This is a genomic window from Desulfomicrobium baculatum DSM 4028 (assembly GCF_000023225.1).
Lineage (GTDB): Bacteria > Desulfobacterota > Desulfovibrionia > Desulfovibrionales > Desulfomicrobiaceae > Desulfomicrobium > Desulfomicrobium baculatum.
In genome coordinates, this window is the sequence record NC_013173.1 from 2,284,465 (window position 1) to 2,306,524 (window position 22,060).

The 22,060-nt window shown below is 59.3% G+C and carries 18 protein-coding genes and 1 tRNA gene; 13 read left to right on the forward strand and 6 right to left on the reverse strand.

Annotated elements, in window-relative coordinates:
• Positions 1 to 55: 55 nt before the first annotated feature.
• From DBAC_RS09970 to DBAC_RS09980, 3 genes are read right to left on the reverse strand one after another with little or no spacing between them, the layout of a single operon-like run.
• Complete coding sequence (locus tag DBAC_RS09970; RefSeq protein WP_015774169.1) at positions 56 to 2,089, reverse strand: ATP-binding protein; 2,034 nt, start codon at positions 2,087 to 2,089, stop codon at positions 56 to 58.
• A complete protein-coding gene (locus tag DBAC_RS09975; RefSeq protein ID WP_015774170.1) occupies positions 2,086 to 3,009 on the reverse strand; it encodes a phosphate/phosphite/phosphonate ABC transporter substrate-binding protein in 924 nt (307 codons plus the stop codon). The genes DBAC_RS09970 and DBAC_RS09975 overlap by 4 nt, the downstream gene beginning before the upstream one ends.
• A 41-nt stretch (positions 3,010 to 3,050) precedes the next feature.
• Positions 3,051 to 3,308, reverse strand: a complete 258-nt coding sequence (locus DBAC_RS09980) for a hypothetical protein (RefSeq protein ID WP_043810811.1) — start codon at positions 3,306 to 3,308, stop codon at positions 3,051 to 3,053.
• Between DBAC_RS09980 and DBAC_RS09985 the strand changes: the two genes are divergently transcribed.
• A complete protein-coding gene (locus tag DBAC_RS09985; RefSeq protein ID WP_015774171.1) occupies positions 3,307 to 4,170 on the forward strand; it encodes an HDOD domain-containing protein in 864 nt (287 codons plus the stop codon). The two genes, DBAC_RS09980 and DBAC_RS09985, sit on opposite strands and share 2 nt — an antisense overlap.
• A gap of 87 nt (positions 4,171 to 4,257) precedes the next feature.
• Here the strand turns inward: DBAC_RS09985 and DBAC_RS09990 are convergent, their stop codons facing one another.
• Positions 4,258 to 5,496 (reverse strand): OmpP1/FadL family transporter, encoded by a 1,239-nt coding sequence (locus DBAC_RS09990; RefSeq protein ID WP_015774172.1) that lies wholly within the window; start codon positions 5,494 to 5,496, stop codon positions 4,258 to 4,260.
• A 148-nt stretch (positions 5,497 to 5,644) separates the two neighbouring features.
• On the opposite strand from DBAC_RS09990, the gene DBAC_RS09995 reads away from it, so the two are divergent.
• The 5 genes from DBAC_RS09995 (at position 5,645) to DBAC_RS10010 (ending at position 10,681) form a co-directional block, all read left to right on the forward strand.
• Positions 5,645 to 7,276 carry a PAS domain-containing protein gene (locus DBAC_RS09995; RefSeq protein WP_015774173.1) on the forward strand — a complete coding sequence of 544 codons (1,632 nt, stop codon included), beginning with the start codon at positions 5,645 to 5,647 and terminating at the stop codon, positions 7,274 to 7,276.
• Positions 7,277 to 7,375: 99 nt separating this feature from the next.
• Positions 7,376 to 8,707, forward strand: coding sequence for a tetratricopeptide repeat protein (locus DBAC_RS10000; protein WP_015774174.1), 1,332 nt, complete (start codon positions 7,376 to 7,378; stop codon positions 8,705 to 8,707).
• Between the two features lie 242 nt (positions 8,708 to 8,949).
• The gene (locus tag DBAC_RS19955; RefSeq protein WP_323740363.1) at positions 8,950 to 9,150 is read left to right on the forward strand and encodes a motility-associated protein; all 201 of its coding nucleotides are present in this window, start codon (positions 8,950 to 8,952) and stop codon (positions 9,148 to 9,150) included.
• Between the two features lie 179 nt (positions 9,151 to 9,329).
• Entirely contained in the window at positions 9,330 to 9,743 is a 414-nt protein-coding gene (locus tag DBAC_RS19960) for a MotA/TolQ/ExbB proton channel family protein (RefSeq protein WP_323740364.1), read from the forward strand.
• A gap of 35 nt (positions 9,744 to 9,778) precedes the next feature.
• Positions 9,779 to 10,681, forward strand: a complete 903-nt coding sequence (locus DBAC_RS10010; RefSeq protein WP_015774175.1) for a flagellar motor protein MotB — start codon at positions 9,779 to 9,781, stop codon at positions 10,679 to 10,681.
• Between the two features lie 120 nt (positions 10,682 to 10,801).
• Here the strand turns inward: DBAC_RS10010 and DBAC_RS10015 are convergent, their stop codons facing one another.
• Positions 10,802 to 12,136, reverse strand: coding sequence for a DEAD/DEAH box helicase (locus tag DBAC_RS10015; protein ID WP_015774176.1), 1,335 nt, complete (start codon positions 12,134 to 12,136; stop codon positions 10,802 to 10,804).
• A 258-nt stretch (positions 12,137 to 12,394) separates the two neighbouring features.
• Positions 12,395 to 12,470 (reverse strand) — tRNA-Lys (locus DBAC_RS10020).
• A 243-nt stretch (positions 12,471 to 12,713) separates the two neighbouring features.
• Here DBAC_RS10020 and DBAC_RS10025 point away from each other — a divergent pair.
• The 7 genes from DBAC_RS10025 to DBAC_RS10055 all read left to right on the forward strand — a co-directional run bounded on the left by DBAC_RS10025 (position 12,714) and on the right by DBAC_RS10055 (position 21,967).
• Positions 12,714 to 14,435 carry a sigma 54-interacting transcriptional regulator gene (locus DBAC_RS10025; RefSeq protein WP_015774177.1) on the forward strand — a complete coding sequence of 574 codons (1,722 nt, stop codon included), beginning with the start codon at positions 12,714 to 12,716 and terminating at the stop codon, positions 14,433 to 14,435.
• Between the two features lie 594 nt (positions 14,436 to 15,029).
• On the forward strand, positions 15,030 to 16,328 hold the full coding sequence (gene gabT / locus DBAC_RS10030; RefSeq protein ID WP_015774178.1) for a 4-aminobutyrate--2-oxoglutarate transaminase: 1,299 nt from the start codon (positions 15,030 to 15,032) through the stop codon (positions 16,326 to 16,328).
• A gap of 70 nt (positions 16,329 to 16,398) precedes the next feature.
• Positions 16,399 to 18,162 carry an aldehyde ferredoxin oxidoreductase family protein gene (locus DBAC_RS10035; RefSeq protein WP_015774179.1) on the forward strand — a complete coding sequence of 588 codons (1,764 nt, stop codon included), beginning with the start codon at positions 16,399 to 16,401 and terminating at the stop codon, positions 18,160 to 18,162.
• A gap of 45 nt (positions 18,163 to 18,207) precedes the next feature.
• The gene (locus DBAC_RS19965; RefSeq protein WP_015774180.1) at positions 18,208 to 19,233 is read left to right on the forward strand and encodes an ABC transporter ATP-binding protein; all 1,026 of its coding nucleotides are present in this window, start codon (positions 18,208 to 18,210) and stop codon (positions 19,231 to 19,233) included.
• Positions 19,226 to 20,131, forward strand: a complete 906-nt coding sequence (locus DBAC_RS10045) for an ABC transporter permease (protein ID WP_015774181.1) — start codon at positions 19,226 to 19,228, stop codon at positions 20,129 to 20,131. The genes DBAC_RS19965 and DBAC_RS10045 overlap by 8 nt, the downstream gene beginning before the upstream one ends.
• Entirely contained in the window at positions 20,128 to 20,937 is an 810-nt protein-coding gene (locus DBAC_RS10050) for an ABC transporter permease (RefSeq protein WP_015774182.1), read from the forward strand. The genes DBAC_RS10045 and DBAC_RS10050 overlap by 4 nt, the downstream gene beginning before the upstream one ends.
• Complete coding sequence (locus DBAC_RS10055) at positions 20,930 to 21,967, forward strand: polyamine ABC transporter substrate-binding protein (protein WP_015774183.1); 1,038 nt, start codon at positions 20,930 to 20,932, stop codon at positions 21,965 to 21,967. Before DBAC_RS10050 ends, DBAC_RS10055 begins: the two co-directional genes overlap by 8 nt.
• Positions 21,968 to 22,060: the final 93 nt, after the last annotated feature.

Here is a 22,060-nt window from a genome sequence, read left to right on the forward strand (position 1 = left end):
TCGCCAAAGCCGTTCATCTATGCCCGCTACGCAGCACAATTCGTCAACGCGGATCCTAATATTCGGATCCGTGATCCAGGGGAATATCAACAGTAAAGATTGTTCCCGGTCCCTTCACGGCCCCCTCCGGCAAAGGAGGAAGGTCGAAATCCGCCGGCAACGGGCTGTCCGCGCGAATGTCGCCCATATGATCCTTGACGATGCCAAAGGACACGGACAGCCCGAGCCCCGTTCCCTTGTCCACCGCCTTGGTGGTGTAGAAAGGATCAAAAATCTTCTTCAAAGACACTTCGTCAATGCCGGTGCCGCTGTCAGCGACCTCAAGCGTCACTATCCCAAGAGGCGTCCTAAGTTTGGTGACCACGACGATGACGCCTCCGCTCTCGGGCATGGCATCTTTTGCGTTGTTGAGCAGATTGATCCAGACCTGCTTCAACTTTTCCGGGTCTCCGTAAATGATGGGAAAACTGTCATCAAGCCTGGTCACGATCCGCACCCTGTCCATTTCAAAGGAATGTCGAACCAGACTTACTGATTCCATGACCGAATTATTGAAGCACATCTCGCGCTTATCAGTCTGGCCCTGGCGGGAAAAGCCCAGCAGGTCGGCCACGATCTTGCGGCAGACCTTGGCCTGTTTCTCGATGACCGCCAGATCCTGACTCATCTGGCCGTCAGCGGGCACATCCTCTTTCAGGAGCTGCGCATATCCGAGGATGATGCCAAGGGGAGTGTTGATCTCATGCGCCACGCCTCCGGCCAGCTTGCCGATGGATTCCATTTTTTGCGCCTGGATAAGCTGCTGCTCATATTCCTTGATATCGGTAACATCCCGATCCATGCGCAACAGGCTGACAATGCGACCCGACTCGTCGTGCACCGGAATCTGGACCACATGAAACCATTTGCGCCCACCCGGGCCATCGACGCGCTCCTGCCTGTCCACGCGCTCACCGGTGATGAGCACCTCCCGCCCTTCGAGATTTCTGCGCTCCGCCTCTTCCTCCGAAAAAAGGTGAAAATCGTTGAGCCCCCGGATTTCAGCCACGGTCTTCCCCACGCTCTGCGCAAAAGCTCGGTTGGACGTCTGATAAATCATGCGCGTGTCCACCAGGGAAATGAGGTCGGGGTTCATGTCCAGCACCGTGGACAAAAGCCGTTGCTGGTTGGTCAGAGTCTGCTCGGCCTCGCGCAGGCCGCGGATGTGGTCGCGCAGGGTAAAGGCCATAAAATCCAGCGATTCGGCCAGGTCCTGAATTTCATCACCCACATTCTGCAGAAAAACAGGACAATCCCGGCAACTTGAGGGCTTCGGCCCGATTATACAGGCATGACCGGCACATTTCGTGTCCGGCACCAGCCAGCAACGACGTACGCGGTCATGATGGGCCGGACAGCTTGTCTCCGTGCAATTCATGATTTCCCAGCAGAAATGCTCGCCCGGTAACACGGACAGGTTGTCGAGGCTCCCCGTGACCAGATCTTCGGCATGAGCGCGAAGCTTGGCCAGGCGGCGGGTCACTGTGCGGGCAAAAACGCTGCCCAGGGCCATGGCCGCAAGCAGCACCCCGCCGAACATGGTCGCCAGGGCCGATACGAATTGCTTGGTGGTTGCGTTCAAGCGGGACTTGGACAGGCCGATCCGTACTGTCCCGATACGCTCTCCGGCGACCATTATAGGCGCTGCGAAATCGTAGACGAATATCTGCCCCGTATCGATGAGCTGGACATGCACCCGTTCATCGCTGCCAACGCTGTTGGCCCCCACCAATTCGACGGGGTAACCCTTGACGAAGGAGTGGGTGACGACCCGGTTGTCCGCGTTCTGGACAAAAGCATAAACCACATCGCCAATTTCGCTGACCAGATTTCTAAGGACCAGATAATCCTGGGCCAAAAGCGGATTCACGGCGCGGGCGGCGAGGCTCTCGACCAGGGCGGCCCCGCGCAGCTTGTTCTCCGCCACCAGAGCCGAGGACGTCATTTTGGACACAACGGGCAACAGGACTGCCGCCATGCCAAGCACGATGGCGATGATGCCCAGATTGAGCTTTGTCTCGAATTTGAATCTGGCAAAAAAGGATTTCACTGAAAATCCCCATTCAGATTCAAGCGTCGCATCAGGTTTCTGATAGGTTCATAGTCCTCGTCGCGGGCCGAAATGATGTCGATCATTCCAGCGGCGGCAAGGACCGTGGCATCCTCGCGCCGATTCATGCTGAGGTCCAGCAAAGCACGGGCGATCTTGTCCTTGATGGCCGGGTCGAAACCTTTGCGTACGGAATACACCCAGCCCGGGTACGGACGGCTTTCAGCCAGTACTCGAATCTGCTCCATATCTATCTTGTCGCGCACGACATCAAGCGTGCCCTTGCGGATGGTGCCGACATCGTAGGCGCCCGTATACACCGCCAGAACTACCGCCTCCTGCCTCCCGCCGGCTCCGGTGGCGAAAGAGAATTCCTGAAAATCCTTTTGCGTGATGCCATGGTCGAAGAAGAGGCCAAGGGGATATAAAAAACCCCCTGCGGAATTGGGGTCAACGGCGATGATTCGTTTTCCTCGACAGTCCGCAAGGCTGTTTATGGCGGGGTTGTCGGCGCGCACGATGATCTGGCCCTGGAAATTGGCGCCTCCATCAGGCTCGACAATGCGTGCGAAGGCTTCGGAGCCAAGCCTGGCCAAGGATATGTAAACGAATGGATTGGTGAAGGAGATGTCTATCTCCCCGCGTTCCACCATCTTGATGTGTTCGGCGAACGTATTGGGAAAGACCTGCCGCAGGGACAGCCCGGTCTTATGCCGCAGGTATTCAAGCAGGCGGCGATGGCGTTCAAAAGACACGGAGTGGGAATACTGGGGCAGATAGGCATAGGTAATGGCCGAGGTCGACCCGAGCGGGGCGACGCTTTCGACCTTTGACATGTCCACCTTCACGACGGACTCGTTCTCCGTGCAGGCGGTCATGGTGAACACCAATAAAAGAATCAGGAGTCGCGCAAACGTCATGGTCCCTCTTCGGCAATATTATTTCTATCCGATGCCTTACCTCAAAAGGCCAAAACCAACAACCAGAAGGTTTCTTCGTCCTTTAAGCGCAAGCGCTTCCGGCCATCCGGATTCATTGCGGAAAGCGGCATCATCAGAGGATGGTCCAAGGCGTAGGCCGAGGCAATCGTCCACGCTGCATGCAGGCCGGAGGCTTTTTTTGGGAGCAGACCCTTGCGTCCTTCATCAATGCTTGATGCGCGGCCGCCGACATTGTATCGGTATGCACGTCGATAAACCTCAACACCGGATACAATCATGCACTCGGTCAAACGACTTGCCCACATCGATTTCAATATTCCGGGCGTGAAAGCCGTCGGAATGGAACTGATGAGACTGATCAACTCCCCAAACCCCGATATGGAAGCCTTCGCCCGGACCGTCGAACTCGACCCGGCCATATTTGGCTCCATCCTGGCCTGCGCCAATTCCCCTTTATTCGCCGGCATTGCGGAAATTTCGGATTTGCGGGTTGCGCTGAACCGACTTGGCATGAAGGAAATTCGCCGAATCATCTTCCATGTGGTCCTCGAATCGGCATTCAGATCCGACAACGCGGAAATCAACAAGCTCCTGCGCGCCATCTGGAAACAGAATCTGGCCGTTTCACTGACGATGCAGCGACTTATCCAGGAATGCCCGCAGGTAAAGGCCCTGCCCATGGAAATGGTCTCCATGATCTACCCCCTGGGCCTCATGCACGTCATCGGCATTCCGGTGCTCGCCATCAATTTTTATGAGCCATTCGCAAAATTCATCCATGAAGACCTCTCGCGTCCGTTGCCGGAAATCTATGCGCGTGAAAAAGAGCTCTTCGACGGATTCGATCACTTTGAACTGGGCGCGGAATTGATCAAGCGCTGGGGCTTTCCGGATTTTGTGCCCGATATCATCTCAACCTACCATGTGCCTGAACCGAGCCTCGACGCACACAGCCGCACCTTGCATTCCCTGCTGCGCTTTGCCCGCCATCTTGCCCAGGAACTTGGTTTTGCGGCGCTTCCCGGCGCACCCGAGGGCTTTTGGCTCGAAAGCAGCACTCTCGACGTATCCAAGGTGAACACCCAGGAGATCATGGCCGATGTCACTGATCAGCTCAAGAAAATAACCGCCATGTTTTAGTGAGCCGCCCTGGATAAAAAACAAGGCCGCCGCGCCCATTGCGGACGCGGCGGCCTTGTTTCGTGCCAAACCGGATTGACCGGACGGTCAGAATTTATACGTCACGCTCAAGCCCGCCATGTGGGCACTGGCGTCTTCACGGGTCAGTTCGAGGATGCCTGCTTTGGGTCTGGCCTCATAATCTCGATCCTTCATCCAAAGATAGCCGTAGGACGCGTCCACGGCCCAGGCTTCGTTTATCTTCCAGCCGGTGCCCAGGGTCACAATCTGCCGGTCCGTACAGGGCACGGCATAATCCTCATAATCGTCATTGACCGGAGACTGGTCGTAAACGTAGCCCGCGCGCAGATCGATGCTATCGGTCAATGCGTACTCGGCGCCGAACTGGAATCTCCAGGTGTTGTGCCAATTTTTGGTACTTTCCAGCTTGTCGCCGAATCCGGGTTGCGGGTCATCATAATTGACGATCAAAGATTTGTAGGAACTCCACCTGGTCCACACCGCATCGAATTCCAGACTAAGGCGCTCCATGGGCTTGACCATCACCCCCATGGTCACGGACTCGGGAATGGGCTCGGTGCCGGTAACATCCGTGCTCTTGAAAGAAAGAGGCACTGTTCCCTTCTGCGTAAAGTCTCCATCGCCATGCACCGTCAGCTGGATTTCGCTGCGCCACATGAGGCCGAACGCAAGCCAGTCGAAGGGTTTGTAACGCGCTCCGAGATTCATGCCGTAGCCCCATCCATCGGCGGATATTTCATGCAGGTAATCGGAGTTCGGTACACCCGGAGCCTTAAAGGTCATATCATATCCAAAATCCAGATATGTCGCCTCCACGCCCACGGCCAGGGAAAAGGCGTCGGAAAACCTCAGGGCCATGTTGGGATTGATGGAGACGGACTTGATGGCCGCGCGGGAGCAGTTGTAGCGTCCCGCCCAGGTATCGGCATCCTCGTACTCGGTACCCAGTCCGACCCGGGAGAACATGCCCAGCCCGAACCAGTAGTTGTCCGAAAGCTGGTGCGTGTAATACATGGTGGGCAAAGCCCAGACCGAATCCGCGAAGTCCATGTCTTCCACCGCATCCGATTTCACATCCATGGTCGCAGAAGGTGCAATGGCCGTGGCCCCGATCTGAATCTGCTTGCCCGGTACGTCGGTGATGCAGGCCGGATTGTAGGCCACGGACGAAGGGTCCCCGTCCCGGGCCACCATGGCCCCGCCCAGAGCGTTGCCCCTGGCGCTCCACTCATAGACGCCATAGCCTGCGGCCCATGCCTGCAATGGATAAAGAACAACGCACAGCACAAAAATCCATCTTCGCATTTCTCTTCTCCCGCTTGTGATTTGGCCCGCCAGTGTTGACAGGGCCGCGATACTGTAGCAGGCAAAAATATAACGTCAATGAACTATTGTGCGTTTTTAGTTCATTTTTTATGAATCACCCTTTTTGCCATACAGCGTCGGTGAATCGATGACAGTAAACGACCTTTTGGATTTCTACTCCCCTCGGCTTGAGGACATGAGCGATCTGGCATTGATCCTTGACCAGACGGGCGCGGTGCTCTTTGCCAACGAGGCGGTGCGCAAAATCCAAAGCGCTCCGCCCAAGAGCCTTGCTCCAGAGGACATCATCGAACAGTTGCAGAACCAAGGCCGGGCCGGAGAATTCTCGAACCTGCCAGACAACACCCCGCCTGTGCGCGAGGCCCGGTTACGCGTCATTCTCCCCGATGGCGCGGGGACACGCCACGTGAACTGGAAATTCGTCGGCATCCCGGCGACTGACGGCGCGATTACGCTTGCATGGGGCACCTTTCGTGCTACCGGCCCCGGCCAGGAAATGGGTTTCACCGTCCTGCCAAACGGCATCATCCAGGCCGCAAGCCCTGCCTTGTGCAGCATCTGCGGCTACTCGCGGGACGAACTTGTCGGCAGGCCCGCAAGACAATTCTATTACACTGCCGCCTCGCGCAAGCGCATCGTCAATCAATTGAATGAGCGCAACGAAGTCGAAAACGGAGCGGTCACCCTGCGCTGCAAGGATGGCTCCCCGCTGACTCTCTGGTACAGCGCCGAATCCATACGGGGCACAAGCGGGCGGCTTCTTGCCTACAGCGGATTCTTCCAGCAACGCCCCTTCACCTTTTCCTCCAAGCTGGCCGGGGAATTCACGCGTATCGTCGACGCCCTCCCCGACCTGGCCTGGGTCAGCGGACGGGACTTGCGCATCGTCGCGGCCAATCAGGCCTATCTGAGGGCCTACAAACGCGAACGCGCCGAAGTCATCGGTCAAAGCGAATACGATTTTCTCAATCCCGAACAGGCGCGTTTTCCCATCGAGGCGGCTCTCAAGGTCTTTGAAGAAAAGCAGGAGCTCCTGCACCCCGCCGTGCCTCATCTGACTGATCCGCAGGTCTGGTACAGGGTCATCCGCCGCCCCATCTTCGACGACGACCGCCAGGAGGTCATCGGTCTTCTGGGGATTGCCCAGGATATTTCCGCCAAGGTCGTGCAGGAAAACGCCTTCATGGAGCAACTGCGCGCCCGGGAGGAGGATGTGGTCGTGGTCACCGACGACCAGGGCCGCATTCTGCGCCGCTCGGCCCAAACGTTGAACCCTTCGATATACGGACGGCCACAAACCTTTGACGCCTACACCCTCGACATGCGGCCGGTACTCGACCTCTTGCATGCCGATGATCTGCCCGCAGTGCGAAAGGCCATGCACCTTGTCCTGCGCGAACGTCGTGAACAGCACCTGGAATGCCGCATCCGCAACCAGGCCGGAAACTACTCCACCGTCCTCGCCAGGTTGCTCTTTCACGATGCCATATACGGCGAACCTCGCATGTACGTGGTCGTGCGCGACATTACCGAACAGATGGGCTTGCGCAAGGCGACCATGGTCATCGAACGGCTCAAGCTGGCCTCGGGCGCGCACACGGACCGGGAGCTGGCATCTTTTCTCAATGTATCCGCCGCAGCCATTTCCAACGCACGCAAAAACGAGAGAGTCCCTCCGGACTGGATCATCGACACCGGATTGCGCACCGGCCGCTCCATCGACTGGATCGTCAGCGCGGTGGTGCCCAATCAGGTCTGAATGCGACTCGCCGCACCGCATCATGGGAACATGTGAGCATTGTGCTTGCGGCGCGACATGGATAGAAATCCCACTTTGAACACCAACCGGAGATTTTCCGTGAAACCATTACTTCATCTACTGCTGCTGCTTTTCGTGATCCCGGCCTGCGCAGGCCATCAGGCAAACTCCTCGGCGGCACAGGATAAATGGCTGGCCCTGAACAGGGAATTCATCGCGCTTCACACCAAAGGCTCCTATGACCAGGCCTTGACGGCGGCCCTGCAAGGAGTCGCGCTGGCGCAGGGATTCATGCCCAGGGATAACGCCGACCTGGCTACATCGCTGAACAATCTCGGCGTGACGTACGCGGCCATGGGCAGGTTCGAGGAAGCCAGGGACCCGCTGGAAAGAGCCCTGGCCATGCGCGAAAAAGTACTGGGTCCCAATCACATGGAAGTGGCCACGACCCTAAGCAATCTCGGAGAACTTTACGTGGACATGAACCTGCCTTCCGACGCGGAAGATGCGTTCATCAGGGCGCTTGAAATCCGGGAGGCCGAACTTGGATCCGAGAACGCCGATCTTGCCGAAACCCTGAACAACCTTGGCGAACTCTACCTTCGCAGAGGACTTCTCGATCAGGGCGACACATTGCTGCGACGGGCGCTGGCCATCAGGGAGAACAAACTGGGGCCCGGTCATCCGCAGGTCGCCCGCACCCTCGACAATCTGGCCGCAATAGAACAGGCCCGCAAAAACTATCCGCAGGCCCAGGAGCTGCTGGAACGATCGCTGCGCATCAAGGAAGCGGCCCTGGGACCTGATCACCCCTGGCTGGCCGTCACCCTGACCAGCCTGGCTGAAGTCCTCATGGCCCAAGGCATGATCGCCGACGCCGAACCTATGGCGCGCAGGGCCGTAAACATCGGAGAGGCGGCGTACGGCAGGGACGGCGTGCGCATGGCCCTCCCCCTGGCGACCCTGGGCAACCTGATGCGAAGCCAGGGGCGGTTCGACGAAGCCGAAGAGATGCTCACCCGTGCGCTGCACCTGCAAGAACAGGCGTTGCCGGCGGATCATCTCGACATCGCAATTTCCCTTGGCAACCTGGCCTCGGTTCATTATGCCCAAGGTCGCTTTGCCGAGGCCAGGTCGGATTATGAACGCGCGCTCGTCATCAGCGAAGCAGGCCTAGGCCAAAAGCATGGGGATGTAGCCCAGCTCCTGCATAATCTGGGAGTGGTGAACCGCAAGCTCGGCGATCTGGATCAGGCCGGAACCTTGCTCATGCAGGCCCTGTCCATCCGTGAAACTCTGTTCGGCCCATCGTCTCCCTCTGTGGCCGACACTCTGGAGGCGCTGGCTTTCACCGTGAAGGATGCTGGCGACACGGCTTCAGCCAGCGCATATCTTGAGCGGGCCAAGGCCATCCGCGGACAGAAAGAGTGACAAAAACGACCGGGAAACCGCAACCTTCGGCGTTTTCCTGGTTCGTTTCGGGAAAAAGTCGGAATCTCGGGATTAGACGTTTCACTTCTTTTTCGATAGGTGGATAAACTTCTTGCCGTGGCGATATTCCGCCACCACGATTCAAGACGAATTTCAATTCAAAGACAGGAGCGAGTTACAACGCAATGTTTGCGATCATAGGCTTATTGGTTGTTATAGGCTGTGTTGCGGGCGGCTACATCATGGCCCACGGAAACTTCAGCGTTCTGTGGCAGCCTGCGGAATTCGTCATCATTCTCGGCGCGGCGATCGGCACCTTCCTCGTCGCCTCGCCGATGAAGGTCATCAAGCTTACGATGAAGGGCTTCCCAGCGCCTTCACGGCCAAGGCGCCAGGCAAGGACGAATACCTCCAATTGCTGCGCACCCTCTACGACCTGCTGACCCTGGCCAAGCACGAAGGCATCATCGCCCTTGAAAGCCACGCCAACAAACCCAAGGAAAGCAGCATCTTCACGCCATACCCCTTTGTCATCAAGAACCACCACGTGCTCGATTTCATCTGCGACAACGTGAAGACCTATGCCATGGCCGGCATGGAGCCTCATGAATTCGAAACTCTCATGGATATCGACATCGAAACGCATCACGAAGAGGAGATGATCGCCGTCGGCTCCATCAACAAGCTCGCTGACTCCATGCCCGCTCTGGGCATCGTGGCCTGCGTTCTGGGCGTGGTCATCACCATGGGCGCTCTCAACGAACCGCCGGAGGTTCTGGGCGCGCACATCGGAGCGGCCCTGGTCGGAACGTTCTTCGGCATCCTGATGGCTTACGGCTTCGTCGCTCCGTTCTCCACCAACGTCGAACACCAGGTCCGGGACCAGCACACGCTCCTGAATGTGGCCAAGACCGCCATCATGTCTTTTGCCCTCGGGTGGGCTCCGGCCCTGGCGCTGGAGGCCGCCCGCCGCGCAGTGCCCAGTTCGTCCCGCCCCACCTTTGAAGAACTTGAAAACGCCGTGCGCAAGAAATAGTCCGACCATGGTTGAACAGGATAAAGTGAGACATCATGGCCGATAAAAAAGCCGTCATCATCAAAAAGGTCAAAAAAGGCGGACACGGAGGGCACCATGGCGGTGCCTGGAAGATCGCCTACGCGGACTTGGTCACGGCAATGATGGCCTTTTTCCTTTTGATGTGGCTTTTGAACAACGTGAGCGAAGAGAAGAAAGAGCAACTGTCCATCTACTTCAAGGAATTCTCGGTCATAGACGGCCTGCCCCCGTCCATGAGCGTGGGCGCAGGCGGACAAAGCGCCGCCGATCCGCAGCTCAAGCCGCTCATCATGGAAGGAACCACCGGCATGTTCGCCGAAGGCAAATCCCAGGAGGAAATCCTCAAGGAAGCCATGGCCAAGATGATCGAAGAGCGCCTGAAGGAATACAAGGAAGAACTCATTATCGACACCTTTGATAACGGGGTGCGCATCCAGATGCTCTACGGCGAGGGAAACCCTTTTTTCGATTCGGCCAGTTCCCAGCTGACCGGCGACGCGCGCAATGTGCTCAAGGTCATCGCCGACACCGTACGCGACCTGCCCAACCAGATCGCGGTGGAAGGCCACACCGACGCCGTCCCGCTTGGAGGCCCCAGTTCTCGCTACACCAACTGGGAACTCTCCACGGACCGGGCTTCATCCGCACGCGTCATCCTTGAAGAATTCGGGCTGGACCCCAAACGCATGGTCAGGGTAGCGGGATATGCCGCCACGCAACCACTGATCCGCGAAAATCCGGAGGATCCCCGCAACCGCAGAGTCAGCATTCTCCTCTTCAACGACCCCACCCGGGCTCCTGTGGACATGAATTCGACGTCCGGGGAAAATGGCCAGCTGTCCGTCAATCCCCTCCTCAACGGAACAGCCGTGCCGATGGCGCCTGCAAGCGCGCCGCCCCTGCCCTCCAGAAACTGAACTGTGTCCTTGTGTCGTCACCATGCCTGCGACACGAAAAAAGAAACCCCTGCTCGCAGTCACGCGCAGGGGTTTTCCTTTTTTTAACTGGGACAACAGCCAGTCACATCAAAATCCGGCTCAGGATGCGGCTGACGCCACCCCGAATACGCCCCGTCCCGGGGAGCTTGAACGGCGGGGATTGCCGGAACGTCCGGCAGGAGAGCGCGAGTCGGAGGTATTTCTCGGCGCAGGCCGTCCTGATCTGCCGGAAGGGGCATTGCGGCCGGGAGTTCTGCCGGGCGCGCGGGCAGGACGCGGTTCTTCAAAGGAAGCCTCGTCGCCGCCGCTTGAATAGGCAAAACCTTCAAGACGCACCCGCTCCAGACGGCCACCCAGGATGCGCTCGATGGCATTGATCTGGGCCGAGTCTTCCGGCGAGACCAGGGTTATGGCCTCGCCGCTCTTGTCGGCGCGGCCGGTGCGTCCGATACGATGAGTATAGCTCTCGGCCGTATCCGGCAGATCAAAATTGACGACATGGGAAATGCGCACGCAGTCGATGCCGCGAGCCGCTATGTCCGTGGCGACCATGATGCGGTATTTGCCGCTGCGAAAACCATCCAGGGCTTCCTGTCTGCGATTCTGGGACAGGTTGCCCTGCAAGGATGTCGCAAGCATTCCTTTCTGCTCCAGCTTGCGGGCCAGGCTCTTGGCGCGATGCTTGGTGCGGGTGAAGATGAGCACGCAGTCATGCGGAGTCCTGCCCAGATACGCTTCAAGCAGGCCCATCTTCTGCCCGGCGGAGACCGGGTAAAGAGTATGCCGGATCTTTTCGGGCGGAGCCGTATTGGAGACCTGCACCACCGCGGGCTGAACCAAAACCTGATCGGCGATCTTGCGGATCTCAGGGGGCATGGTCGCGGAAAAAAGCAGATTCTGCCGTTTGGCCGGCAACTTGGCCATGATCCGGCGCAGGTCCGGCAAAAAGCCCATGTCGAACATGCGGTCCGCTTCGTCGAGAACCAGGGCATTCACATGAGACAAATCCACCAGACCGCGATTGACGAGATCCAGCAGACGTCCGGGACATGCCACAAGGACGCTCGCCTGGCGGGCGGCTTTGACCTGCGGAGTTTCGCCAACGCCGCCGAAAACCGCCGCGGAGCGGATGCCGGTCTGTTTGCCAAGCGAAATGAACGTTTCGTGAATCTGCAGGGCAAGCTCGCGGGTTGGAGCCAGAACAAGCACGCGCACCGGGCCGCGCACGGAAATACCGTCCGTGATCATACGCTGCAACAGCGGCAGGGCAAAGGCAGCGGTCTTGCCGGTGCCGGTCTGGGCCAGGCCGAGAACATCCTTGCCGGCGAGCACCGAAGGAATGGCCTGAATCTGAATGGGGGTGGGGGTAACATAGCCGCAGTCACGGATGCCAACGTTCAAACGCTGGTCAAAAGAAAAAGAGGAAAAATCCACAAATGGTCCTGTGGTTGGAGGAAAATCAACGACTGGCGTGATGAACAATCGAAGGCCGGACGTGCCGGAAGAATGGAAAATCTCCAAGACGAGATGATGACGGGCCGTTGCCGGACAGGGTCCACAAGGCTTCAAGGCTCTAGTCTGCTCACGCGAGAGAGGTGAGCCATAAGCCCCTTTGATATGGAATGCAAAGGAAATAATGGCGGCAAAAATGCAAAAAGGCTGCCCCGATAACGAAGCAGCCTGATTTTTTTGTGGTGGGCCAACAAGGAATCGAACCTTGAACCTGCTGATTAAGAGTCAGATGCTCTACCAATTGAGCTATTGGCCCGCGCAAACAGAAGGGCTTACTAGACAGCCGGGCGAACATTGTCAAATAAAAAATTGTGATCCGGTGAATGAAACTGCCTCGCCAGCAGCCATCCCCTTCATGACGTCGCTGCAGAAAGTTGCCATCCCCGTGAAGAAAGGGATCCTTGTATTCTCAACTAGCAGTAGCGTCCTTTAAGGCGGTTGTGCATCTTCCAGACACGCAGTATGCACAGGCACCCTCATCAAGCAAGCCAAGGACGCCATGCCCGACGTATCCCAGCTCCACTCCATCCTCGACTCCGTCAGCTATGCCATCGTGGCCATGGACCTGGATGGCAAGGTCGTCCACCTCAATGAACGGGCCAGGGCCTTTCTCGAAGCCCAGGGGCGCCGCTTCTCGGACTGCGTAGGCCGAGACGTGGCCGAGTTCCTTCCCATCGCGGCCCCGCTGGCCAAGGCCGCCCTCTCCACCGCGGCCTTCCGCAACGGCACCGGACGCATCGTGGACCGAGGCGTGAAGCTCTTTTTCGAAATCACCCCGCACATGCGCGACGGCGAACTGGCCGGGGCGATCGTCAGCCTGCAGCGCCCCGAGCGCTTCGAGGAACTGGCCACCAAGCTCGATTCACACCAGAAACTCCTGCAGACTTTTCAGGCCGTTTTCCAGGCCTCCAACGACGGCATCTGGGTCTGCGACGGAAGCGGCACGATCATGTCCATCAACAAAGCCTCCGAACGCCTGAACGGCATCAGGGCCGAGGATTTTCTGGGCAAAAACATGTCCGAGGTCGTGGCTGGCGGTTTCGTGGACCAATCCGTGACGCTCATGGTGCTCAAATCCAAGGCCCAGGCCAGCATCATCCAAAGCGCGACCAGCACGGGCAAGCAGCTGCTGGTCACCGGCACACCGACCTTTGACGGAAAGGGAAACGTGTCCCTGGTTGTGGTCAACGAACGCGACCTGACCGAACTCAACATGCTGCGCCGGGATCTGGACCAGGTTCAGCGCGAGCAGGCCAAGGTCAAGGACGAACTGGCTGGAGTGACCATGCTTGAACTGAACTCCCAGGGCCTGGCCATGGAGAGTCCGGGCATGCGGCGCGTGGTGGCCAAGGCCATGAAACTCTCCCACTTCAATACCTCGAAAATCCTCATCCTGGGCGAGTCGGGCACGGGCAAGAGCATGATGGCCAAGTTCATCCATCAGAACAGCGCGCGCCGGGACAGGCCGTTCATCTCCGTCAACTGCGCGGCCTTGCCCGAATCCCTGTTCGAGGCCGAGCTGTTTGGGTACGAGCGAGGAGCATTCACCGGGGCCCTCAAGGATGGCAAGGCAGGCCTTCTGGAGGTTGCCCAGGACGGAACCTTCTTTCTGGACGAGGTCGGCGAGACCCCACTGCATCTGCAGGCCAAACTGTTGAAATGCCTGGATGACAATGAATTCACTCCCGTAGGCGGCACCAGACCCAAGAAGATTCGCTGCTCCATCATCGCCGCCACCAACCGCAACCTCGAAGAACAGGTCAAGGCCAAGGCCTTTCGCAAAGATCTTTACTACCGCCTGAACGCCCTGGCGCTGGAGATCCCGCCCTTGCGCAGCCGCCCCGAGGACGTGCTTGAGCTCACCGAAAAATTCCTGACCATGTACAACGCCCAATACCAGACAGAGAAACGCATCAGCCCCAAAGGCATGGAGCTTTTGCTGGGTCATTCCTATCCGGGCAATGCGCGCGAACTCAGAAACCTGATCAAGCAGGCAGTGGTCATGAGCGACGAGGGTGTCATCGACGAGGCTCTTGGTATTGCCATGAGCGGAGAAGCGCAAAGCGAGGACCTGAATCTAACCATAGCGGTGGAGAAAGTGGAGCGGGAGCTGCTCGCACGGGCCCGGAAGATCTACGGCAGCACGCGGGAAATCGCCCGCCACCTGGGCATCAGTCAGCCCTCGGTCGTGCGCAAAATGGGCAAGCACAAAATCCGATGATTTATTTTTGAATCAAAAACAACCCTTTGTTTTATCTATATCTTTTTTGACCTAAATATACATAATAGCCTGATATTTTGAACATATTCATCCATCACGCTACTTTTCTCTCCATATCCGCCATTTACAGCCCCAAACATGATTCATTAATGAATCAACCAGTTCTCCATTCCTGACGTACGTTCAGAGCATCCGCGAACATAAAGATATAATCCGCCCTTTTCATCAATTAGGCTCTTGCCATGGCTCCTGATCACGATCGGACCCGTATTGTTGGGTCAAGTGGTCCAAGGATGCATTTTTGACATCCACCGCAAAAATCACGTTCCTGAACGATTATGAAGCGGCTACCTAGGCGAATTTTCGCACAGCCGCAGGCAATCCGCCCCAATCCTGAGCAAAAAAATTGCAAATTAGTCAATCGCTAAATATTTGCGATGCTTGAGCACCCAATTGAAACAATTTCGATTCAAAAATGAATCAAAAAGCTCGCCTTTTCACGCAACTACAATTCAATCACCTTGAATACTTGAATTTAACAAATTGGTTCGTTACTTGCTTTATGTCGTGAAAATCTGCACCAGGAAGTGGACCATGACAAATAACGCATTGTTTGAACGCAGGAAAAAGGCTGTCCCGCGCGGCGTGTTCAACACCGCCCCCATCTTTGCCAAGAGCGCCTCCGGTGCCACGATCACGGATGTGGAAGGCCGCGTGTACATCGACTTTGTCGGCGGCATCGGCGTCATGAACGTCGGCCACTGCAACCCCAAGGTGGTCGAGGCCATCAAGACGCAGGCCGAGAAGCTCGTGCACAGCTGCTTCCATGTCGTCATGTACGAGGGCTATGTGGCTCTGGCCGAAAAGCTCATCGAACTCGCTCCCGGTGATTTCGAGAAAAAGGCCGCCCTCTTCAACAGCGGGGCCGAGGCCGTGGAGAACGCTATCAAGGTCGCCCGTCACGCCACAGGCCGTCAGGGCATCCTGGCCTTTGACGGGGCATTCCACGGCCGGACTCTGCTGGCCATGTCCCTGACCAGCAAGGTCAAGCCCTACAAGCTGGGTTTTGGCCCCTATGCCCCTGAAATATATCGTCAGCCCTACCCCTATTGCTACCGTTGCCCCGTGGACTGCGAGTATCCGTCCTGCGGGATCAAATGCGTGGACGTGATCAAAAAGAGCTTCATCGGCAACGCCGCGGCCGAGCATCTGGCCGCCGTCATCATCGAGCCCGTGACCGGCGAGGGCGGCTTCATCGTCCCACCCAGGGAATACTTTCCCAAGCTCAAGGCCCTGTGCGAAGAAAACGGCATCGTCTTCATCGCCGACGAGGTCCAGACCGGATTCGGCCGCACGGGCTCCATGCTGGCCATGGAGCACTGGGGCGTAATCCCGGACATCACCGTGGTCGCCAAGAGCATGGGCGGTGGCATGCCCATCTCCGGCATCGTCGGCCGTGCCGACCTGCTGGACGCGCCGCAGATCGGCGGCCTCGGAGGTACCTACGGCGGCAACCCGGTCAGCTGCGCCGCGTCCCTGGCGGCCATCGACGAACTCGAAACCCACGTTCTGGCCAAGGGCCAGGCCCTTGCCGCCAAAGCCCAGAGCGCCTTTAAGTCCTGGCAAGAACACTATCCTCTCATCGGTGATGTGCGCGGCCTTGGCGCCATGCTGGCCCTGGAACTGGTCCATGACCGCACAACCAAGGAACCGGCTCCCGACAAGACCCAGGCCATGGTCGCCCGCTGCCGCGACAACGGCCTGTTGCTGCTGGCCTGCGGCAACTTCGGCAACGTCATCCGCACGCTCATGCCCCTGGTCACGTCCGCAGAAGAACTGGAAAAAGGACTCGAGATCATGGAAGAAGCACTGGCTTTCGTATCCGCCAAATAGCGTAGCCATTTCGAGGCAGGAAATCGGTTTCACGCTCGGGCGGAGCCTCGCATCTTGATAAGGAGAAGAAGTGAAAGGTTTTTACAATCGCATACTTCTGGTCGACCTGAGCAGCCGGTCCTTTACCATCGTATCGCTACCGGACGAGCTCCTGTCCGTCTGGCTGGGTGGCAAGGGCCTGGCGACCAGGCTTCTCATGGACTTGAACCCGGCCGGGGTGGAACCCATGTCTCCTGAGAATCATCTCATCTTCGCCACGGGCTCCTTCTGCGGAACGAGCATGTGGGGCGGGAGCCGCTACGGAGTGTTCACCAAGTCGCCCCTGACCGGGCGCTACTGCGAATCCTACTCCGGCGGCAAGGCGCCCGAAGCCATGGACGCGGCCGGATTCGACGCCATCGTCCTGCGCGGAGCTGCGGATACTTTCATGGCCCTGACCGTGCACGCGGACGGCTGCGTCTTCCACGACGCGGGCGAACTGTGGGGCAAGGACAGCTTCGAGACCGAAGATCTGGCCCTTGAGCGCTTTGTCATGCCGGAGCTGCCCCACGCCAGGAAGGGCGCGGTCGTTATCGGGCCCGCCTCCGAGCAGGGCGTGCGCTACGGCATCATCAGCAACGACTACTGGCGCTGCGCGGGCCGATCGGGGGCGGGCACTGTCATGGCCGCCAAGAAGATCAAGGCCATCGTCTTTCAAGGCGACCGCAAACGCGAGCCAGCCAATCCCGAAGGCGTGACCGAGTTCGCCAAGAATTTCATGCTCAAGAACCGCGAAGGCGCGGGAGTGAAGGCCTACAAGGCCTACGGCACGACCATGATGGTGGCCATCATGAACACCGCCGGAGCCTTCCCGGCCAAATACTGGACCCAGGGGACCTGCGACCACTGGGAAAAGATCAGCGGCGAGACCTATCACCGCGAGCACCACGTCACCCCCCACGCCTGCGCCAAATGCTTCATGGCCTGCGGACGCATGGCCACCCTCGCCAAGGGGCGCCACAAGGGGCTCAAACTCGAAGGCCCGGAATACGAGACCATCTACGCCTTCGGCGGGCTGTGCATGATCGAGGAGATGGACGAGATCGCCTACTTGAACGACCTCTGCGACCGCCTGGGAATGGACACCATCACGGCCGGGAACCTTTGCGCCTTCGCCATCGAGGCCGCCAAAAGAGACAGGATCGAACTCGACATCGACTACGGCAATGCCCGCGCCATCGCCCTGCTCATCGAACAGATCGCCCGGCGCGAAGGCATTGGCGCGGTCCTGGCCGACGGCATCGTGCCCGCCGCCAAGGCCTGGGGCCTGGAAGACCTGGCCGTGCACGTCAAAGGCATGGAGCCGGCCGGATACGATCCGCGCGTCCTGAAAGGCATGGGCCTGACCTACGCCATCTCCGATCGCGGCGCCTGCCACCTGCGCACCACCTTCTACAAGCCCGAACTGGCGAAAATGATCCCGGCCGACATCGTGGAAGGCAAGGCCGCCATGCTCATCGATTTCGAGGACCGCCTGATCATCTTCGACACCCTGGTCCTGTGCCGCTTCTACCGCGACATGTACGACTGGCAGACCTTGAGCCAGGGCATGACCGAGATGATCGGCGAGGGCTGCTCCGCCGAGAATCTGCGCGCCACGGCCCGGCGCATCCGCAACCTGGTGCGCGAGTTCAACATCCGCGAAGGCCAGACCCCGGACGAGGACCTGCTGCCCAAACGCCTGCTCGAAGAAGCCCTGCCCAGCGGCCACAGCCTCTCGTCCGAGGAGATGGCCTACATGCTGGCCGACTATTACGCCTTGCGCGGCTGGAACGAATCCGGAGCGCCGAGTTGAACGTGCCTCGAAGCCCAAGATTCAAGCGCAATTCAAGGAGACCCCATGGAGTATAGTCTTGAGGCCTACGCCATCTACAAGAACTACGGATCCGTCACCGCGCTGACCAATGTGGACGTGCGGGTTCGGCCCGGGGAGTTCTTCACCCTGCTGGGGCCGTCAGGATGCGGCAAGACCACGCTGCTGCGCATCATCGCCGGGCTCGAGATGCCGGACTCGGGCACGATCATGCTCCGGGGCGCCAACCTGACCTCCCTGCCGGCCAGGGAGCGCAACGTGAACACCGTGTTCCAGAACTACGCCCTGTTCCCGCACCTGAGCGTGGCCGACAACGTGGCCTTCGGGCTGCGCTCGCGAAAATTTCCCGAAGAGGTGATCGGCTCCAAGGTTCATGCGGCCCTCGATATGGTACATATGACCGAGTTCGCCGCGCGCATGCCCGACCAGCTCTCCGGAGGCCAGCAGCAGCGCGTGGCCATGGCCCGCGCCCTGGTCAACGAACCCGAGATCCTGCTCCTCGACGAACCCATGTCCGCCCTCGACGCGAAGCTGCGCACCACCGTGCAGGAAGAGCTGCGCCAACTGCAGCAGCGCCTGGGTATCACCTCCATCCTCGTCACCCACGACCAGGACGAGGCCCTGACCGTGTCCGACCGCATCGCGGTCATGAACCAGGGGCAATTCGTGCAGGTCGGCACGCCCATGGAGATTTACGAGCGGCCGTGCAACCGCTTCGTGGCCAATTTTCTGGGCAAGGCCAACATCATCGAGGCCACCCGCGCGCCGGGCGGAGTCCAGTCCGAACTGGGCTTCTTGCAGGTGAACGGCGTGGACTGGGAAACGGGCTATCTGGCCATCCGGCCCGAACGGGTCCGCCTGCGCGACGAGGCCCCGAGCGTCAACGGCGTGCAGAGCCGGGTGCGGGACGCCTTCTATCGCGGCGACCATCTGGACATCTGGCTCGAAGCCGGCAACCTGCGCCTGCGCACGGCCCCGCACCGGGCCATCGCCAGCGGCGACATGGTCTGGGTGGAGCTGCCGGCCGAGGCCCTGGTGGTGCTCCATGACTGACAACGTCATCTGGTATGGCGAACTGACCACCTCGCGCAGCCTGCTGCGGCGCGGTCTGGCCCATCTCTCGCCGGGCATCGCCTGGACCCTCGTCTTTCTGGCCATCCCCATGCTGGCCCTCATCCCCGTCGGTTTCGCCTCGCGCGGGAGCTACGGCCAGATCGTGTGGGAATTCACCTGGAACAATTTCTACCGTCTGCTGGGGTACGGCACCTTCGGCTGGTCCCCGGACTACCTGATCATCCTCGGGCGCAGTTGCGTGGTCGCGGCCGTGACCACGATCATCTGCGTGCTGCTATCCTACCCCCTGTGCTTCTACATCGCCTGCAAGCCGGCCCGGAAGCGCTACTTCTGGCTGACCCTGGTCATCATCCCGTTCTGGACCAATCTGGTCATCCGCACCTATGCGTGGCTGCTGGTCCTCGCGCCGCAGATGCCCCTGGCCAAACTCGCTTCCTTGCTGGGCTTCATCGCTCCCGACGCGCCGCTCTACCCCACGCCGTTTGCCGTCTATCTCGGCATGGTCAGCACCTTCCTGCCCTTCGTGACCATGCCGCTCTACGCCAACGTGGAGAAGCTGGACTGGTCCCTGGTCGAGGCGGCCCGCGATCTCTACTCCGGCTCCTGGCGTGTGTTCCGGCACGCCATCTTGCCCCAGACCACGCCGGGCCTGGCCGTGGGTGTGACCCTGACCTTCATCCCGGCCATGGGCATGTTTCTGGTCCCTGATTTCCTGGGCGGGGCCAAATACATGCTGGTCGGCAATCTCATCCAGCAGCAGTTCGGCACCAGCCGCGACTGGCCCTTCGGCGCGGCCGTGAGCCTCGGGCTCATGCTCCTGACCTTCATTGGCATCTGGGTGCTGCGCAAGACCGGCGGCAAGGAGGCGGTGCATTGAAGATCCATCCCTTCTTCCGTCTGGTGGCCATCGGAGCCCTGTGCTTCCTTTACATTCCCCTCTTCGCCGTGGCCGTGTTCTCCGTCAACGCGTCGCGCTTCGGCCTGACCTGGAAGGGCTTCACCCTGGACTGGTATTTTCAGCTGGCCGCCAACTCCCTGGTCCTGGAAGCGGCCCGCAACACCCTCTTTCTGGCCGTTGTCTCGACCATGGTCTCCACGGTTTTGGGCACGGCCGTGGCCATCGGCATCAAGCGCCACCCCTGGGGCAAGCGCTGGGCCGGATTCTTCGACCTGATCCTGCATCTGCCCGTGGTCACGCCGGAGATCGTCTTCGCCGCCGCCCTGGTCATCGCCTTCGCCCTGCTGCGCTATGTTTCGTCGATCTTCGACCCGGGCATGCTGAACATGGTCATCGGCCACATCACCTTTCAGATCGCGTTCGTGGCCCTGGTCGTGGGCAGCCGTCTGGCCGCCATCTCCACGAAAATAGAGGAGGCCGCCCGCGACCTCTACGCCGACAACCTCTTTCTGCTGCGCCACGTGACCCTGCCGCTGCTGCGGCCCGGCATCGTGGCCGGGGCCATGCTGGCCTTCACCATGTCGCTCGATGACTTCGTCATCAGCTTCTTCACGGCCGGGCCGTCGTCCATGACCCTGCCGCTCTACATCTATGCCCAGGTCCGCCGGGGAGTGACCCCGGACATCCACGCCCTGTCCACCATCGTTCTGCTGATCACCATTCTGGCAGTGGTTATCGCTGAACGTTTTTCACGCACTTCCACCAAGGAGAAAAAACATGCGTAAGATCCTGCTCACTCTCGCCTTCGTGTTGCTGACCACCGCCTCGGCCTGGTCGGCCCAGGAACTGAACCTGTACATCTGGTCCGAGTACATGGGGCCGGAGATCGTCCCCAATTTCGAGAAACAGACCGGGATCAAGGTCCGCGTGGACTACTACGAGACTATGGAAGACATGATGGCCAAGCTCCAGGCCGGCGGCGCCAGCCAGTACGACCTGGTCGTACCTACAGACTACGGTATTCCGGCCATGATCAAGCTCGGCCTTCTGCAGGAACTGGATCACTCCAAGATCCCGAACATGAAGAACCTCAACCCCAAGTTCATCGACGTGCCCTACGATCCCAAGAACGCCCACACCGTGGCCTATCAATGGGGTACCCTCGGCATGCTCTACAACAAGAAGAAGATCACCGGCCCCATCTCCTGGGCAACCATGTTTGATGCGGACAAGCACGCCGGGTCCTTCGTGCTGCTCGACTCCGTGCGCGAGATGCTGGGCATCGCCCAGTGCTACCTCGGCATGAGCGTGAACACCACGGACACCGAAGAGCTCAAGAAGGTGGTCGAACTAATGCTCGCGACCAAAAAGAGCCCGAATTTCCAGGGCTTCGAGGGCGGAGTCGGCGGCCGGGCCAAGGTCCTGTCCGGCGGGGCCGTAGCCGCCGTGACCTACAACGGCGATGGACTGCGCGGCGTGGAGGAAGACCCCGAAAACGTGGCTTTCGCCAACCCGATCGAGGGAACGGTCATCTGGGTGGACAACATGGCCATCCCGTCCAAAGCCCCAAACCCTGAAGCCGCTTACGCGTTCATCAACTACATCCTGGACGCCAAGGTCGGGGCAGGCCTGTCCAACTGGACCCGCTACCCCACCCCCAACGACGCGGCCAAGCCCTTCATCACCCCCGAAGACCTGCAGAACGAAGCCATCTACCCTTCGGATGAGTACATGGGCAAACTGCAGTTCATCAACGACCTGGGCGACGGGGCGCGCATCTACGACGAGATGTGGACCATGATCAAGACGCGCTAGCTCATCAGCAACGCCACACTCCGCGGACGGCACCCCCGTCCGCGGACAACCCGCCGCACCGAAAGCCCTGACGCCCGGATCGGGCGAGTGCGG